Source organism: Spirosoma aureum (assembly GCF_011604685.1).
In the GTDB taxonomy this organism is placed as follows: Bacteria; Bacteroidota; Bacteroidia; order Cytophagales; family Spirosomataceae; genus Spirosoma; species Spirosoma aureum.
Genome location: NZ_CP050063.1, coordinates 4,236,393 through 4,253,418, shown reverse-complemented (window position 1 = coordinate 4,253,418; position 17,026 = coordinate 4,236,393). Strand labels below are relative to the sequence as shown.

Genomic DNA, 17,026 nt, shown 5'->3' with positions numbered 1-17,026 from the left:
CAAACCGTCTCATCATTTAGTATTCATCATTAACCCCTTTTCACCTGTGCCTTACTCATCGGATGTTGCGGCTGCAGAAGCCCTTACTACCTCTTACAAAAAACTAAAATCTGAAATTTCCAAGGTTGTTATTGGTCAGGATGATACCGTAAGACTGCTGTTGACGGCTATTTTCTGTCAGGGGCATTGCCTCTTGGTAGGTGTGCCGGGGTTGGCTAAAACGCTGCTTATTCAGACCATTGCCGGCGCCCTTGACCTGGAGTTTAATCGAATCCAGTTTACGCCTGACCTGATGCCATCGGATATTCTGGGCTCCGAAACACTCGATCAGGAACGAAATTTCAAATTCATTAAAGGGCCTGTTTTCGCTAATATCATTCTAGCCGATGAGATCAACCGGACACCTCCTAAAACGCAATCAGCTTTGCTGGAAGCGATGCAGGAATATGCAGTTACCATTGCTGGTCAGAAGTATAACTTAGGCCGTCCGTTCTTTGTGCTGGCCACGCAGAACCCTATCGAGCAGGAAGGAACCTATCCCCTACCTGAAGCTCAGCTCGACCGGTTCATGTTTAACATATACCTCGATTATCCGTCTTATCAATCGGAGCTGGACATTGTAAAAAGCACCACGAGCGATCAGCGTTACGAAGTACAGCAAGTTATTACAGGGGAAGAAATCCGGGAGTTCCAGCACCTGGTGCGCCGGGTACCCGTTGTCGATAACGTTGTTGAATACGCAGTTAAACTCGTTCACAAAACCCGCCCAAATACCGAATTAGCCGCTTCGGATGCGAATCAATATCTGGAATGGGGTGCTGGGCCACGGGCGTCGCAGGCGTTGATTCTGGCAGCCAAATGCAATGCACTGCTGACCGGCAAATATTCGCCCGATATCGAGGATGTACGTGCCGTTGCTTTACCGATTCTTCGTCATCGCGTAGTGCGTAACTTTAAAGCAGAAGCTGAGGGGATATCCGTTGAGCAGTTGATCAAACGTATGCTCTAAGCTAAGCAACAGGCCTACATAAGCAAAAAGCCGATCTATGTCTGATAGATCGGCTTTTTGCTTATAATTAATTCTCTTCTACATTTAATTTACCCAGGTAATCCTCTTTTTTTCCTGTCGAGTTGTCGTCTACGCCCGAAGCATCGACGTCGTTGTGGTTTTCGCTCACTAAAAAGTTTTTATCTGGCCTGGATGACGTGTCTATGTCTCTATCTTTTTTCTCTTCCTTCTGTGGCTGTTCCATAACGTTTTGTTCGTTTGTTTACACCTACAACGCAAAAAAACGATCTGGGTTAGTAAAAGTTAGCGTTGGAGTTTCCAGATAGATTCGCCAGCTATTTTGACTCCTATAAGCTGGCCAACCTGTAGGTCATCGCGGGTGGATAGCATACGCAGGCAAACATAACGCGACAGTTCTACGTCTATTTCGTAATGGCTACCCTTAAAAAATAAGGCTCGAATTGTCCCTTGCAGGCCCGTATCATCCAGTTGAATCTGCTCCGGACGCAGGCACAATAAGGCTTCGGGATTATCGACTCCGGACAAGCCTAGTGTGGGCAGGTGCTTTGCTTTCAAAATATTGACTGGCCCCGTCATTCGGGCGGCATATGCTGTTGCTGGTCGCCGGTAAACCTCTTTCGGCGATCCGAATTGAACCAAACGGCCATCGCGCAGAATTCCTAACGAATTGGCAGTTGATAGTGCATCGCTGGTATCGTGGGTAACCAAAAGACAGGCTGTGTTTTCATGCCGAACCAGGTCAACTAGCAGATCGCGAAAGATGAGTCGGTTGGGTAAATCAAGATGGCTGAACGGTTCATCAAGAAGCAATATGGCGGGCTTATCAGCAATCGCGCGGGCAATGGCCGTACGCTGTTTTTCGCCACCTGAAACCTGGCGCGGTAAACGATCCTGTACTTCCGTCAACCGGCAGAGCTTCAACAGTTCATCGACCCGAAATTCACGGTAACTTTTCTCAAAAAAGCGCAGTGCATAGGTAATATTTTCGCGAACCGAAACATTCGGCATGAGTTGATATTCCTGATGAACAAGCCGGATATCTGCATGACCAGGAACCAGTACCTCCGATGGCCCCGGCACCCGTTCACCATTGAGCCGGACTTCGCCCTCGTCGGCATCTGTCAGGCCAGCTAACATACTCAATAAGGTACTTTTTCCGGAACCGCTGGCCCCAACAAGTGCCATAACATTTCCCGGTTCAAGCTTCAGTGATACGCCATGAACAGCTGCTATCGGGCCAAATAATTTGGTGAGTTTATGTGCTTCGAGCAATCGTAGGTAAACGTTTTATAAGCTGGCAATAACCAAAAAACAAACGACCGGGCCAAATGACCCAGTCGTTTTTCAACCGAAAATGGCCTGTGGTTTCAAACAAATTCTAAAAGATAAAATTTGTTGACAGAAATTTCGACTTATGCTCACTAATAATATCATTCAGTATCTCTTTATTGGAAACCGTATCTTTGGTTGCGACCACCGTTCGGATAGAAAACGATCGTAAGGCATCCTCAACAGACAGCGTTCCTTCGGCCGAATCTTTGCGCCCTGTAAATGGAAATGTATCCGGCCCGCGCTGGCATTGAGCATTAATATTGACACGGCTTACCTGGTTAACAAGCGGGTCGATCAGCTCAGCAATCTGATCGGTGTCGGTTCCAAAAACACTCACCTGCTGGCCATAGTCGGCAGTAATGATGTAGTTGATGGGCTCCTCAATCGAATCGAACGGTATTACGGGAACAACGGGGCCAAACTGTTCTTCACGATACAGTTTCATTCCTTCCAGAACAGGGTAAACAACGGCGGGCTTGAACAGCGATCCGGCAACCTGTCCACCACCTTCATTTATGACTGAAGCCCCTCCGGCTTGCGCTTCACGAATACACTCAGCCAGATAATCAGGTTTGCTGGGTTCAGGCAAAGGCGTTATTTGAGCACCAACATCCCACGGCATTCCTGGTTTCAACTTACTCACTTCCGGTCCGAAGCGACGCAGAAACTCGTCGGCAACTGAACGGTGTACCCAGATGATTTTAATGGCTGTGCACCGCTGACCATTAAACGAAAGCGATCCAAGCAGACATTCTTTTACGGCCACATCCAGATCGGCATCGGGCAGAATAATTGCCGCATTTTTAGCATCCAGACTCATTACCGACCGGAGTCGGTTGAGCTTCGGATGGAACCGCTGTAGTTCATCGGCTACACGGCTAGAGCCAATCAGCGTCAGCACATTTATCTTACCCGACTTCATAACGGGCGGAATCACATTGGCTCCACGACCATAGAGCGAGTTAACTACACCTTTGGGAAAGCTCGTACGGAAAGCTTCCAGTAACGGATAGTGCAGCAGGGAACCGTGTTTAGGCGTCTTAAACAGAATGGTGTTCCCCATCAGAATGCTTGGAATGAGCGTTGTATACGTCTCATTAAGCGGGTAATTAAACGGCCCCATGGCCAACACGACACCAAGCGGAGACCGCCGGATTTGCCCAATAATTCCTTCTTCAATGCGAAATCGGGAGCTTGCGCGATCGATATTTTTGAGTGCATCGATGGTATCGTAGATGTATTTGACCGTCCGATCAAATTCCTTAGTCGAGTCGGCCAAATTCTTGCCAATCTCCCACATCATCAAATTAATCACCAGCTGCCGCTTTTCCAGCATTTTGCCGATGAAGGTTTCCATGCACCGAACACGTCCCTCGATGGACATGGTTGGCCACTCTCCCCTACCGTTGTCATAGGCATTGACAGCCGATTCTAAAGCTTCGAGCGCTTCCTTGTCGGTCGTGACCGGGAAACTACCAACAAGCACACGTTGTAGGGTACCCCCTTCGGCGGGTATACAGATGGGCGAGTAAACCTCCGAAACGGGACCACTCCAGTGGCGCATTTCTCCATTAATCAGGTATTCGCGCTGGTGAATCGGTTCAATACGGTAGTCGGCCGGAATGGCCGACTCATTCGACGGAAAAAGACTGGCTAGCTGAGAATCATTCATAAAAATAGATTGAAAGGAGAACGGCGGCAAACGTCGCTATTCGCGGAATGAATTCCAACCCGGTAGCCAATAAAATAAGCAGTGAATATATTTCTGAGTCGATAGTAGAGCTAAAAACGATCCTGATTTTGTGATCAATTCGGGTGTACAGAAAATTTCCCTAACTCCCAGATTACCCGTTTATTCTGGCAGTATGTTCATAACAGATTAAGTCGATTCATCAATTCTGATTTATTGGCACGACTGATCGGAATCACTTTATTGCTGATTACCAGTGTATTTTCTTCAATATCAACGATCTTATCCAGATGAACGATAAAGGAGCGGTGTACGCGAAGAAACTGGCTGCCTAGTTTTTCTTCCAGGTACTTCATTGTCGTATAAACAATATGCGTCTGTGTAGGAGTAAAAATTTTTACATAGTCACCTGTGTTTTCGATGTAAGAGATTGTATCAAACGGCAGTCGAATATATCGTCCCTCAGACTTAATGTATATCTCCTGTCGCCCAATGGCTGAATTTGGTTTAGTGCGACTATTGAGTTCCAATACTTTCTCAACGGCTATATTGAAACGGGGGAGCGTAATTGGTTTTTTAAGGTAGTCGGTCACCTGGTATTGAAAGGCGTCGAAAGCGTATTCGGTTTTACTGGTCGTTAAAACCACAAACGGGATCGACGGCAGCTTTTCCAGCATCTCAAAACCGGTTAAGCCTGGCAATTCAATATCCAGCCAAATCAAATCGACCATTTGTTCAGCCAGAAAATCCAATGCTGTGGTGGCGCTGTCAAAAGCACCCAAAACTTCTAATGAACCGTGTTGTTCACAAAGTCGTTGCAACGACTTGCGCGACATCAGTTCATCTTCAACAATAATACAGGTCAAAACCATAGTCTATAACTAAGATAGCTTTTGTGCTTCTTCTTTCAAAACAGGAATCATTTCATTAGTTTTTACAACAATATCGTTACAATATATTTGCAATATTGCATTTTCAGATCCTTGCTTTATTATCTTTTCCAATTGAACCATTTTTTCTTCAAGTATCGACAAACCGACCATGCCAAAGGTCGGTTTTAGTTTGTGGACTTTTCGTGATAATTGAGTACGGTTCTGCTCCAGGCACAATGTTGGTAGTTCATTGATTTCAGGGACTATATCTGTCAGAAAGGTGGAGAACATTTCGGCTGCGTAGGCGGTGTCTGTTCCGTATAAAAGCGTTAAACGCTCCCGATCGATTATATTTTCGGCATCGGCCTGAAGCTCGGCGGGCGCAAACCGCTGTAGTAAATCACGAAGCTGTGCAGGCTCAAAAGGTTTGGTCAGGAAATCATTCATACCTGCCTCCAGAGCTATATTTTTATGATCGAGCATGGCCGATGCGGTTAAAGCGATAATTGGTATATGCTGATTGGGATTATGCGTACTTCTGATGGCAACCGTTGCTTCATAACCATTCATAATGGGCATCTGAATATCCATCAGAATAATATCAAATCGCTGTTTTTTAGCTTCTTCAACGGCTTGTTTACCATCCAGTGCCAGCGTATAGGGCATATTCCATTTTGTAAGCAGGCTGCTTATGTATTTCTGATTCATGAGGTTATCCTCAACAACCAGAATATGGCATACCTTTAATTCATCACCCATCGAGACATCTCCGATTGCGGGCAGTCCGGGTTCAGCCAATGCATCGCCTTTGCGAAATGGGAGCATAAATGTAAACTGGCTTCCTTCTCCCTCCCGGCTTTTCACCGAAATAGTACCACCCTGAATTTCAACCAGTTCCTTCGTTATGGCAAGCCCCAGTCCGGTTCCTTTGTGCTTATGCCCCTGTGGATTTACCTGCTTGAATTTCTGGAACACTACCTCCAGCTTTTCCTCCGGAATACCTATACCAGTATCAGCGACCGTAAATTCGATCCAGTAAGTTGATTCATCCTGCTTTCTGATCCGTGCTGTAATCTGGATACTTCCTTCTTCGGTAAATTTTTCAGCGTTTCCAACCAGATTCATCAATATCTGGTTCAACATGACATCATCCCCAATAAAATTATCAGTGATTCGCGCATCGAGCATCACGTCAATATCGATCGGGCGGCCCTGAATTTTCATTTCGAACACTTTCTGAACAGCTCTGAGCAGGCCCCCCAGATCAAATGGTCGGGCATATACCTCAATGCGACCGGCTTCTATTTTGGTCATATCCAGCAAATCGGAGATTAGGCTATGCAAAAAATCAGCAGACGTTTTCAGAATATCAATGTACTCTCGCTGTTGACGGCTTGGCTGTGTATCAAATAACAGGTGTGACATCCCAATGATGGCATTGAGGGGTGTTCTGATCTCGTGGCTCATGTTGGCCAGAAACTGCTTTTCGGCCTGCCGGGCATCGTCGGCAATTTGCTTGGCCTTCGCCAGTTCCTCTTCAAGCTGCTTACGTTCGGTCAGATCATAGTGAATCCCCATCGAACCAACGATCGTGCCCTCCTCATCCAGAATGGGAACACCACTAACCAGCACCCAGATCCGACTACCATCCTGTTTCACAAGCTGTAATTCATAGGAACCTGCATTTCCCTGCTGCCGCTCGCGTTGCTGTTGGCTGATTACCGTAGTAAATTCAGGAGCAACTAGAAACTTATCGGCTTTTTTACCAATCAGTTCGTTCTCGGTATAGCCGATCATCTTACAGAACCGCTCGTAGGATCGAATAATCGTCTGCTCATTGTCGACCTCCAGCAACCCGAGTTCCATATTATTCATAATACCCCGGTACTTTTCTTCACTTCGGCGAATACGTTCACGCGCCAGGTATTTTTCGGTGACATCACTATATTTCCACAGGTGCCCCATAAATTCCTCACCGAAATAAATAGGCACATAATCCCGCTCCAGAATACGGCCATTCACCATCCTGATTTCCTCACCGGCCGTTGCCTGTCGATTCTGAACCAGTTGTTCGATCTGCCGAACAAACCCATCCGGATCTACCATCAAATATTTGAATTGCTCGGCCGATTGGGAGTAATCGAGCCCGATCAATTGTTGCGGACTTTCTTTAACCTCAAAAATGTCGCAAAACAACTGATTGACCAGAATGACACGTCGTTGTTCATCTTTAACGAGCACCCCCGATTGCAGGCTGGTTATCAGCGTCGAGAGCCGGGTTTGAGTGGTTTGTAATTCTATTTCTGCCTGTTTACGATCGGACACATCGCGTGCTACAGCCACGAGTTCGCTGATTTCGTCGTTGTTATTAATCGATCGAACTGTTTGGCCGATCCAGACAATATGCCCATCTTTGGCAACCACCGGAAACTCCGTATAGGTACTATCCAGCCGCTCAAGCAGCATCGTTTGATAAAACTCGACGAGTTGCTTTCGATAGCCAGGCGCTACAAAATCAGTAAAATGCTTACCGACAAACTCCTGTTCGGTATAGCCCAGCAGCTTTTCAACGACAGAGCTGACAAAGGTAAAAACACCATCGGGCCCAATCTTATAAATGATATCCTGAACGGACTCGATGAGCTGACGATAGCGCTGTTCACTCTCACGAAGTTCAGCCAGTTTATCCCGAATTTGTTGTTCAAGATTTTCATTTAAGTGCTTAAGCTGTTCATTAGCATCGTAAAGCTCAAGCGCTTTTTTTTCTAAAATAACTTCAGCCTGAGTTCGGGCAGCTTTCTCGCGTTCAAAACGCCTTTTAAATAAATCGGCATCACCTGTTTGTGTCATTCCTTCACAATATCAAAAAGTACATGACTACCGTCGTCTGTGAGATTCGTTTTCGTGATGGTTGCCTTTTCGCCAAAATAAGTTAAACAGCCGTCGATCAGTCCATACGCAAAATCCGACAGTTTTCGCTCAGACTCATAGTACATTCGCAAATGATTCTCGGTTGGTTGTTCGACCGTAAAATGAGGCAATTCAGCGTCTGGATATATTTTTTTTACTTCCACATGAATATAATGCTGAATGGAGTTAAGAAGGCTAAACGCCGAATCGGATCGATCGACGAAAGGCCGGTAACTTTTTGTGAAGGTTATAAACATGTACCGACCATAAGATTGGAGTAATTCAGGTACTGGAATGTGCGTGTGTTCGCTCAGTTTACTAACTAATGTGACCATTTCGAGGTGATCGTAAGTACCGATAGCCGTATAGGTTCCACCCGAAGGAAGGTCACTCTCTGTCAGCAATTGATCTACTAATTTATAGTCGAACTTCTCCTCAATCATCTCTAAAAACTCGGTAAATACAATTCCTTTCATTGAAATTATCAATTATATATATTGTAATATGAAATAAAATTTTGGTAACAAATATACTATTATTCGTATAAAAAGAATGGCTAATAGAAACTGTAAATCTCAATTTTTACCAAAAAACGGGTGAAACTTACAGTTCATCGAAATATGGTGCATAAAGACAGATAACAGGGACAACTTTACATCGTCAGCAGACAAAAAGTGACATAAATCTCTGTTTCTATTCTTCACACTTGTACAGTATCATGAACCTTAAACTGAATGATGAAGAGGTAATCCGGCAATACCTTACCTCAAGCCCTAATGATTGCTTTGAAACCCTCTACAATCGTTACGTCAATAAAGTCTACAATCGGTGTTATTCATTAACCAAAGACTCCGAGAAAGCACAGGATTTTACCCACGATATTTTCATCAAGATGTTTTCGCACCTTGATCGTTTTGAAGAACGGTCAACGTTTTCGACCTGGCTCTACTCGATCTCCTATAACTATTGTATGGATCAGCTCCGATTGGGCAATCGGTTAACCATGACAGCGCTGGAGGTGGAAGATGAAGAGTCTGATACTCATGCAATCAGTACTGACGAACCTGTTGATCTGGAATACAGTATGCAACAGCTCTCGCGGGCTATGAAATCACTCTCAGAGGAAGAAGCGATGATTTTGCGATTGAAATATCAGGACGATATGGATATACGGCAAATTGCCAACCTGCTTCAATTGAAGGATAGTGCCGTGAAAATGCGGCTGAAACGCTCACGGGATAAAGTCAGGCAATTATGTGGAGCAACCATATTTGCCGATTAATAAAGCGTAGAGACGCAGTACCGCATAGTGGATCGTTTACGTTCACTTGCGTCTCTACATAAATCAACGCCATGCTTTCCTCAGAAAACGTAGCCAGTTACCATGCATAACTTTTGCCACGTCTTCTTCCGTATAGCCACGCTGACGTAATAAATCAGGGATTTTCTGAAGATCGGCTATGGTTTCCAAATCGTAGGGGCATTGTTCTTTCCCGAATGCACCATCCAGATCAGAACCGATACCGATGTGATTGGCATTACCTGCAATCTGACAAATATGATCGAGATGGTCGATCATAACGGCTAATTTACAATTCATACCTTCGGGTGTCGATTGGCCCCGTACCCAGTTGGGCACCATCATCCAGGCATCCAGCGCCCCGCCAATGACCGCATCGCGCACGATGAGTTCCCGAATTTGTTCGTCGCTGAACTGACGATTATGGTTGACCAGAGCGCGGCAGTTGTTATGACTGGCCCAAATCGGCCCATTGAAATAATCCAGTGCCTCCCAGAAACTATCGTCGCACAAATGGGTCGCGTCCAGAATGATATTAAAGCGTTCCATCTCACTGAGCAGTGCCTGTCCGGCGGCCCCCATGAAACCCGATGCATCAGTACCCTGCGCATAGCGACCGGGACCATAGTGCGCTGGCCCGATGGCCCGCAACCCATACGCATAGGCCCGCTCAACGTAGGCTGGCGTAACGATCGAATCGGCACCCTCCAGACTCAGAATGTAACCAACTGGTTTCTGGTCATTCGGTGTACCGTCATTCCAAAGGGTCAGGTGATTTTCCAGGCTCGTCAGATCGCGGATTTGAACCATTTCGCCCGCTTCTTCCATCGTTTTATACCAGATCTGCTGGCCTTGCGTCTGTGCCCAGGCCTGCTCCGGTGATTGCCAGCCCGGCAAAGGATTGCCGGGTGCAACGAAGCGGGCAATCTGTGTTGCCACCACCAGACCAATATTGCCACGACGAAGGTCGGGGAGCGAAACCGTCGCCTTCGCCCGGTCAGGCTTATCGGTCATACCCTGTTCGCGTTCGCGCAATCGCCCGACTGGCTGGCGGAGGTCTCGATTCCACTCCATCGCGTTCATACTCAGGTCAAGGTGGGCATCAATTGTAAACATTATATGGAGGAAGAAATGGGTTGATCGTATTCGATTTGCCTATCCTGCGACTCCGTAATGCACTGGTATACAATCCAATGTAAAGGCCACAAAAACGACAAAGCGTATACTGAAAAATACTATACTGAAATCATTCGATCTCTGGCAATGGTCAGCCATTCGTTTGTAACGGTTCCGTTTTCGATGGCATAAGCTCGCTCGTAAAGCGCAACCGTTGGGCATATATGATTGGGTAATCCATACAACACGTCACCGATCTGATAAGCATGATCCGGGCCCGCTTCAACAACCAGGTGTTCTTCGCTCTGGCCAATTGCTTTCAATTCGGGTGCGTTCAGAAACGTGACGCGTTGCGTTAGATCGCCCTCTGCTGCAACTGATTTGTGGCCTATATCCAGGCAAACTTTAGTGGCGTCGGGCAATGAAATTACCCGTGCCACAACGAGCGCGGCCGTCAGAAACGGTTGTTCAGGTAAGCCGGTCTGGTAGCCTTTATCCCAGTAAATGAAGGTTCCGGGGCTACAGTCAACACCCGGTCTTTTGGCATGAATCGGGAAAGTCGGGCTTCCGCCAATTACAATAGTGGGTTGTGGAAAACCACGAGCTGTCAGCGCATCACTTAGTTGTTGTACGGGGGCAAAAGCGGCATCGCAATCGGCGGTACGAACGGCGAAATCCGGGTTACGAAGGTGGCCATCATACGCATGCAAGCCGACAGGCTGAACGCCTTCCAACTGGTCGAGTTCGGCATAGAGCGTAAGTACCTCGTCAGTTGGTGCGATACCTGTCCGGTTCATGCCCACGTTCAGGTCGATATAAACCGGCACGATCAACCCGGCCGATACGGCCAGTTCTGAAAGCAGACGACCCGTTATCAGATTATCGACCAGACAGGCAAACTGAATCGTTGGATAGTCTTTCATCAACACCAGCAGCCGATGCATTTTAGCACCATTGGGTTGATAGGCCAAGAGAATATCCGGAGCCCCGCACAACGCCAGCATTTCGGCTTCGGCAATCGTCGCACACTTGAACTTGCGGATACCCGCTTCCAGCATCAGTCGGGTGGCTTCGCGCGATTTGTGCGTCTTTACGTGTGGGCGCAGCCGGTTAATGTCGTCAATAGACTTGATCAGCAACGCAATATTCTGTTGCACCCGGTCGGGGTACAGCACCAATGCAGGCGTATCGAGATGCGAAACATCGTCAATCCAGTACCAAGGGGTTTGTTGCATTGATCAGGCCAGTTCAAATAATGCCTCAACTTCAACCGGAATATTGTCGGGAAGTGACCCCATACCCACGGCCGATCGAACGCCAATTCCATTTTCGGTTCCCCATACTTCGGCAAACAATTCGCTACAGCCATTGATGACGTACGGATGACGCTCAAATTCGGCTACACAGTTGACCATACCCAACACTTTAATGACGCGCTTCACCCGATCGAGACTACCTAAGTGGGTTTTAATTGTCGATAAGATGGCTAATCCTACCTGCCGGGCGGCTAATTTTCCCTGCTCAATATCCAGATCAGCACCAATACGGCCAATAATAAGGCTTTTATCGTCCCGAACCGGACCGTGGCCCGAGATATACAGGTATTTCCCGTCAATGAGATACGGTTTATAAACGCCCAACGGCTGAGGAGCGGGGGGCAACGAGAGACCGGTTTGCGCAAAGGCTATTTCAGGGGTCAATACGTCAGCTTGCATAATGAATCGAACGAATGTTAAACGAAATGATTGAGGAGAAAATCCCCCCTTCAGAGAGACAACGGTCAGGACCGGTTTGTATCGTCCAAATTTAAATTAAAATATTCCTTACTTACGCTATTCCACCCAGCGAACATGAAGCTTCAAAGAACCCTGCATTTTAAATTATTGATTTTAAATCAGTTAATCCGTTGGTTTCTCCAGGCGACTTTATTCAGGAATGGCACTTACGAGCGTGGCTTTTGCGTAACAACAACCGGACTGGCAATACCATCAAGATCATAAACAATTTTACCCTTTCGAATGGTCATTTCGCATTCCAGCTTTTGCTTACCTTCAATCTTGTGGCCCGTGTAGTCAAAGAAACCGAAATAACCCGTATCGCGCACCTCGAATTTTCCGCCACGAATGTTTAGAATGGCAACATCAGCGACCGAACCGACCGATAAATGACCTAACTCAGGGCGTCGGATGACCTGAGCAGGGTTCCAGGTACTCGCTTTGATGACAGCCGGCAAATCCATTCCCATAGCCATAAATTTCGACATCACATTCAGCATGTCTTTCATGGCATTGTTCATGCTTCCGTTATGAATATCCGTACTGATCGTGTTTGGATAAAAGCCACTTTTCAGGGCTGGAATAGCCTGTGAAAACGCGAAACTAAGGCCTCCATAACCTACATCGAAGCGGATTCCTTTCTTCTTTGCATCCCAGACGAATGGTTTGATTTTGTTGGTTGTCACATCCAGAATTGGCTCACGTGACTTTAATTGCCCAAAACAGTGCGTGTAAATGTCGCCCGGTCGAAGGTATTTCAGAAACAGGTCTTCAAGTGACAGTGTGGGCGTACTGCCCCCAAAATCAATCATAACCGGCAGATTAGCCAGTTTCCCGGCTTCGACAGTGCGTTCAGTTGGTGTCCAGTTATAGCCGTTATAGTGCGCCAACTTCACACCGACTATCCAGTCGGGATACTGCTTCGCCATAGCCGCTGTCTGGCTGGCATCCATATCCTCGATATTCTGTTCGAATTTGCCGCCCCGCATACCACTCCCAACGATATTGAGCATGGCCAGCACCCGCGTTTGCGAACGGTCGATCGTTTGTTTCTTGAACGTTTCGAAATCGCGCCAGCCAGCACTACCCGCATCGACAATGGTTGTCACTCCGTTGCGAAACGTGAACCCATCGGGGGGCAGCGCGTTGGGTCCATTGCTGTATGCCTGGTCCAGATTGGTCCCAAAAAAAACGTGGGTATGTATATCGATCAGTCCCGGCGTAACATACAATCCCCTGGCATCGACAACCTGATCAGCCCCTTTGGTGTCCAGGTTTTTACCAATCTGGCTGATTTTACCATCCAGTATGGCAATGTCCAGCACCTCATTAAGGTTGTTCTTAGGGTCAATAACATGCCCCCCCTTGATCACAATACTGGTCGTTTGGGCATAAGCCAGCCTGCCCAACGAGCTGATGATCACAAAAAGTAAAAACTGTATTTTCCTCACTACCAAATCATTGCGGATTGGAATATCTATTTTCTGATACGGATACTGGTTAAGCAGCTTTAGAAAGCTCTTCCTTTATCCGCCTGGCTACGATTTTTTCCTGACCGGGTTTCATCATCCAGACAGTTACCCCTATGTTGCTGGGTCCGCCACCGCCAACTTCGATCGATGGATCACCTTTCCGCAGGGCTTCCTGAAGATCTTTACCCGTGATATGCAGTTTACCGGGGTCCCAGGAAATCCGTAGCGTCGGGGTGTGGTTGCCGAGTGGGGGCACGTGTACCTCGACCTGAACACCATTGACCGTTTTGACCGTATTTTCAATGTGAGCGGTACTTTCTTCCCAGGCTTTCCAAACCTTGTCGTGGTCTTCGTTGATAAATTTTTCGAGGGCAATATACATCCCCAGAATCTCCTCTTTATTCACTTTCATTCCCCGGCCGATGTTAAAACCACGGGGTGGCATGTGGAGACGAGCCGCCGAAATGATATCTTTTTTACCCATCAGAATACCGGCACTTTGTGGCCCTCTCATGGCTTTGCCGCCCGATATTACCACAAAGCTGAAGCCCATATCGTTGAAGCGCCATAGGTTTTCAACGGGCGGCACATCAGCGGCAATGTCAATGGATGTTGGAATGTTATGCTTCCTGCCCAGCGCTACCCATTCTTCGTGCATGATCTTGCCTTTGTCGGCTTCGATGTGTAGAAAGTGCATCAGCGCCGTTTTTTCATTAATGGCCTTTTCAACGTCTTCCGCAGTTTCTACCACTACTATTTTGCAACCTGTATTTATCAGCGCGTGGTTATATACGATATCATGGGCTTTCTGGCAGATGACTTCGGTTTTCATACCGGTTCCTTCCAGATGGGGTAATTTCTCAACTTTTTTCTGGTCCATACCGGTCAGAATACCAGCCAGTCCAAGGGTCATTCCTGCGAAAGCACCTGACGTTACAACAGCCGCTTCAGCATGTACCATCTGCGCGATTTTGGCACCTACTTTATCCTGAATCTCATCGAGAAGGCAAAATTCTTTAGCTCCGCCGTTAATGGCATCCAGCACTTCGTCGTGCATAAGCGAGCCGGTCATATAGGTGAGGGTACCGGCCGCATTGATAAAGGTTCGCACCCCCAGTTCCTTAAACAGGTCGCGTTTGGGAGTGGCTGGTGTAGTTTCTGGCGACTGTAACGGAAAACCGCCGACAGCCAATCCGCTCACGAGCGGAACGCTCGACAAACGCTTGATGAGTTTTCGTCTGCTTAACATTTGAGTAGAAAAGTATGAGGAAGAATGATTTTAGATATAGGCAATGCAATCCATTTCAACCAGTGAATCGCCCGGAACACCGCCATAAACGGCTACCGTTGTACGCACAGGTGGCTTGCTGCCAAAACGACCTTTGTAGACTTCATTCATCCCTTTGTAATCGTTCAGATCATGCAGAAACACGCTCACTTTCAGCACTTTTTCCATGGAGGAACCTGCCTTGATCAACTCTTTTTCCAACTCTTTGAGAACTTCATCGGTGTGGACTTTAATATCTCCTTCTTTGTGATAGCCTTTACCAGCCACAAATACCAGATTACCAAGCTTGGTTGAACCCGAAAACAGCGGAACATCGTCCTGAGTCACCACGTTGAAGACTTCTTTAGTAGCCGTTAACTCCGCGGAGATCTGTTCGGTGGAGGCTTTGGTCGTTACACTTAGTCCGGCAACACCGGCAACGGAAGCGAAAAGACGTTTTAAAATGGATCTGCGTTGTGCTTTCATGAGCGGATCTGGAGCGTTTATATTATGATTTACTGTGGTTCTGCGGGTGGCAAATTGGCTACCACTGGCTTTCAATCCAGTCGCAACTTGCTAATTTTCTGCGTATTACCTTCAATCTTCAGACCATCCTGGTACAGGATGGACCGGTACTCGATTTCGTCGTACGTTTTGATGTTACTACTTACGATTTCAAGCGTCTTCTCACAGGGTTGCAGGATTGGATACACATCGGTTTCCGTCCATTTCTGATTAAATTCCTCATTCAGCGAGCTTTGAACAGGCCGATACTCGAATCCTATCCTGTATCTTTTTCCGTTTCCCAGCGTGCTTACTTCTGCTGTTAGTCTCAGATTACCATCCGGCGTTTTTTCTGCTTTAACCGTTTTAAAATGAGCGGGCTCAATAGCAGCCTCGATGTTCTTCAATTTTACGACGATGGGGTTCGGCCATTTGTGATTGTTATAAATTCGCTGGGCCCGAACGACCGAAATCCGGAGTCCTTCGGGCGTTTGCTCGAAGCGAGCCTTGCCATCATTTGTGGACTGGTATTCAACAACATTACCCGTTTGCCCCAACACGCTTATTTCCGTTGACGGGGTTGCTTTCAATGATTTGAGCAGGAATGTCCGGCGTTCACCACGAGGCCAGTCGGGCATATTAGTGAGGTAAGCATACACCGTATTTTCGTCCTTCTGTTTTGTCAACCAGATATCGCCTTCATTCCGGACAATCCAGGGCCGCACGTTATGGACAGCCTCCTGGTTGATAAAATGCCAGGCTCCAATTTCCATCAGCCGCCCCTGTTGGCCTTCGTTCAGATCCCCCCACTGCGTAGGCCCAATGTTGAGCAGGTACGATCCGCCCTTGGCCCTTGATTCGATCAGAATGTTGATCAGTTCGGTTCCGGATTTATAATGATCGTTGGTGGGTTTGTAGCTCCAGTCCGTTCCCATGGTCATGCAGCTTTCCCAGGCAGTCGTTAGTGTTTCACCGGGGAGGTATTGCTCAGGCGTTTCGAGTACTCCACGAGTGATCAGGCAGTTGGGCTGGTATTTCCAGACGACAGCTTTCACTTCTTCCCGCAATACGTCGCTATCGATAAAGAACAGATCAACTGGCCCATAGTTGGTCATTAGCTCCTGACACTGAGCCTCCACGAACTGTTTATATTTAGTCTGAAAGGGTCTGGCTTTTTCCCAGTGATCGTCGCGGGTGATGTCTTTCATGCCATTGCGATATGCAAATGAGAAATCTTCCGGTGAGTAATAAAACCCAACAGCCAGTCCCCACTTTCGGCAGGCATCGACATACTGGCGAACAATGTCTTTTTTGTAGGGCGTGTTCATCACCCCAAAATCAGTGGTTTTGGTATCCCACATACAGAACCCAGCATGGTGCTTCGTCGTGAACATGATGTATTTCATGCCCGCGTTTTTGGCCAGTATTACCAGCCGTTCCGGGTCCCAATCCTTTGGATTGAAGGTTTTGGGTAATTCGTTGATGTATCGGTCTATGTACTCGGGCGACGCCCCGACCAGCGAATGACTAATGACAATTCCCAGCTGCGTATCGACGTTCCAGTGAATGAACATACCGAAACCCGCATCTTTCAGCCATTCTTGCCGTTGTGGTTTATTATGATTCGCTCCGATCTGGGCAATTAAATTGCTTGCACTGAGCGTAAGAACGAGAAAGGCAATGAATCTTAAAATTCTCATAACTACTTGAACTATAACCAATTGATTATTTAGTTCTGTTTAACTAAACGATCATTAA

The 17,026-nt window shown here is 47.1% G+C and carries 15 protein-coding genes; 2 read left to right on the top strand and 13 right to left on the bottom strand.

From position 1 onward, the window contains the following. The first annotated feature begins 46 nt into the window (after nucleotides 1–46). Nucleotides 47–1,009, top strand: a complete 963-nt coding sequence (locus G8759_RS16795) for an AAA family ATPase (protein WP_167209911.1) — start codon at nucleotides 47–49, stop codon at nucleotides 1,007–1,009. 67 nt (nucleotides 1,010–1,076) lie between these two features. Here G8759_RS16795 and G8759_RS16790 read toward each other — a convergent pair whose 3' ends face one another. The 6 genes from G8759_RS16790 to G8759_RS16765 form a co-directional block, all read right to left on the bottom strand. Then, on the bottom strand, nucleotides 1,077–1,253 hold the full coding sequence (locus G8759_RS16790) for a hypothetical protein (protein WP_167209909.1): 177 nt from the start codon (nucleotides 1,251–1,253) through the stop codon (nucleotides 1,077–1,079). A gap of 59 nt (nucleotides 1,254–1,312) precedes the next feature. Beyond that, nucleotides 1,313–2,302, bottom strand: coding sequence for an ABC transporter ATP-binding protein (locus G8759_RS16785; protein ID WP_167209907.1), 990 nt, complete (start codon nucleotides 2,300–2,302; stop codon nucleotides 1,313–1,315). 106 nt (nucleotides 2,303–2,408) lie between these two features. Continuing rightward, the gene (locus G8759_RS16780; protein ID WP_167209905.1) at nucleotides 2,409–4,034 is read right to left on the bottom strand and encodes an NADP-dependent glyceraldehyde-3-phosphate dehydrogenase; all 1,626 of its coding nucleotides are present in this window, start codon (nucleotides 4,032–4,034) and stop codon (nucleotides 2,409–2,411) included. Nucleotides 4,035–4,231: 197 nt separating this feature from the next. Further along, a complete protein-coding gene (locus tag G8759_RS16775; protein ID WP_167209903.1) occupies nucleotides 4,232–4,924 on the bottom strand; it encodes a LytR/AlgR family response regulator transcription factor in 693 nt (230 codons plus the stop codon). Nucleotides 4,925–4,933: 9 nt separating this feature from the next. Further along, on the bottom strand, nucleotides 4,934–7,774 hold the full coding sequence (locus G8759_RS16770) for a PAS domain S-box protein (protein WP_167209901.1): 2,841 nt from the start codon (nucleotides 7,772–7,774) through the stop codon (nucleotides 4,934–4,936). Next, complete coding sequence (locus G8759_RS16765) at nucleotides 7,771–8,310, bottom strand: heme NO-binding domain-containing protein (RefSeq protein ID WP_167209899.1); 540 nt, start codon at nucleotides 8,308–8,310, stop codon at nucleotides 7,771–7,773. The genes G8759_RS16770 and G8759_RS16765 overlap by 4 nt, the downstream gene beginning before the upstream one ends. A gap of 242 nt (nucleotides 8,311–8,552) precedes the next feature. Here G8759_RS16765 and G8759_RS16760 point away from each other — a divergent pair, with 242 nt between their 5' ends. Further along, a complete protein-coding gene (locus G8759_RS16760) occupies nucleotides 8,553–9,116 on the top strand; it encodes an RNA polymerase sigma factor (protein ID WP_167209897.1) in 564 nt (187 codons plus the stop codon). 63 nt (nucleotides 9,117–9,179) lie between these two features. On the opposite strand, the gene G8759_RS16755 is transcribed toward G8759_RS16760, so the two are convergent. The 7 genes from G8759_RS16755 to G8759_RS16725 all read right to left on the bottom strand — a co-directional run bounded on the left by G8759_RS16755 (nucleotide 9,180) and on the right by G8759_RS16725 (nucleotide 16,968). Next, complete coding sequence (locus G8759_RS16755; RefSeq protein WP_167209895.1) at nucleotides 9,180–10,250, bottom strand: dipeptidase; 1,071 nt, start codon at nucleotides 10,248–10,250, stop codon at nucleotides 9,180–9,182. Between the two features lie 119 nt (nucleotides 10,251–10,369). Further along, nucleotides 10,370–11,485: a D-TA family PLP-dependent enzyme gene (locus G8759_RS16750; RefSeq protein WP_167209893.1), complete on the bottom strand. Its 1,116-nt coding sequence runs from the start codon at nucleotides 11,483–11,485 to the stop codon at nucleotides 10,370–10,372. A gap of 3 nt (nucleotides 11,486–11,488) precedes the next feature. Next, nucleotides 11,489–11,965 (bottom strand): RidA family protein, encoded by a 477-nt coding sequence (locus G8759_RS16745; RefSeq protein WP_162386925.1) that lies wholly within the window; start codon nucleotides 11,963–11,965, stop codon nucleotides 11,489–11,491. A gap of 227 nt (nucleotides 11,966–12,192) precedes the next feature. Continuing rightward, entirely contained in the window at nucleotides 12,193–13,476 is a 1,284-nt protein-coding gene (locus tag G8759_RS16740) for an amidohydrolase/deacetylase family metallohydrolase (RefSeq protein ID WP_167209891.1), read from the bottom strand. A 49-nt stretch (nucleotides 13,477–13,525) separates the two neighbouring features. After that, nucleotides 13,526–14,746 carry an aminotransferase class V-fold PLP-dependent enzyme gene (locus G8759_RS16735; protein ID WP_167209889.1) on the bottom strand — a complete coding sequence of 407 codons (1,221 nt, stop codon included), beginning with the start codon at nucleotides 14,744–14,746 and terminating at the stop codon, nucleotides 13,526–13,528. 30 nt (nucleotides 14,747–14,776) lie between these two features. After that, on the bottom strand, nucleotides 14,777–15,250 hold the full coding sequence (locus tag G8759_RS16730; RefSeq protein ID WP_167209887.1) for a RidA family protein: 474 nt from the start codon (nucleotides 15,248–15,250) through the stop codon (nucleotides 14,777–14,779). Nucleotides 15,251–15,321: 71 nt separating this feature from the next. Next, entirely contained in the window at nucleotides 15,322–16,968 is a 1,647-nt protein-coding gene (locus G8759_RS16725; RefSeq protein ID WP_167209885.1) for an alpha-L-fucosidase, read from the bottom strand. Between the last annotated feature and the right edge of the window lie 58 nt (nucleotides 16,969–17,026).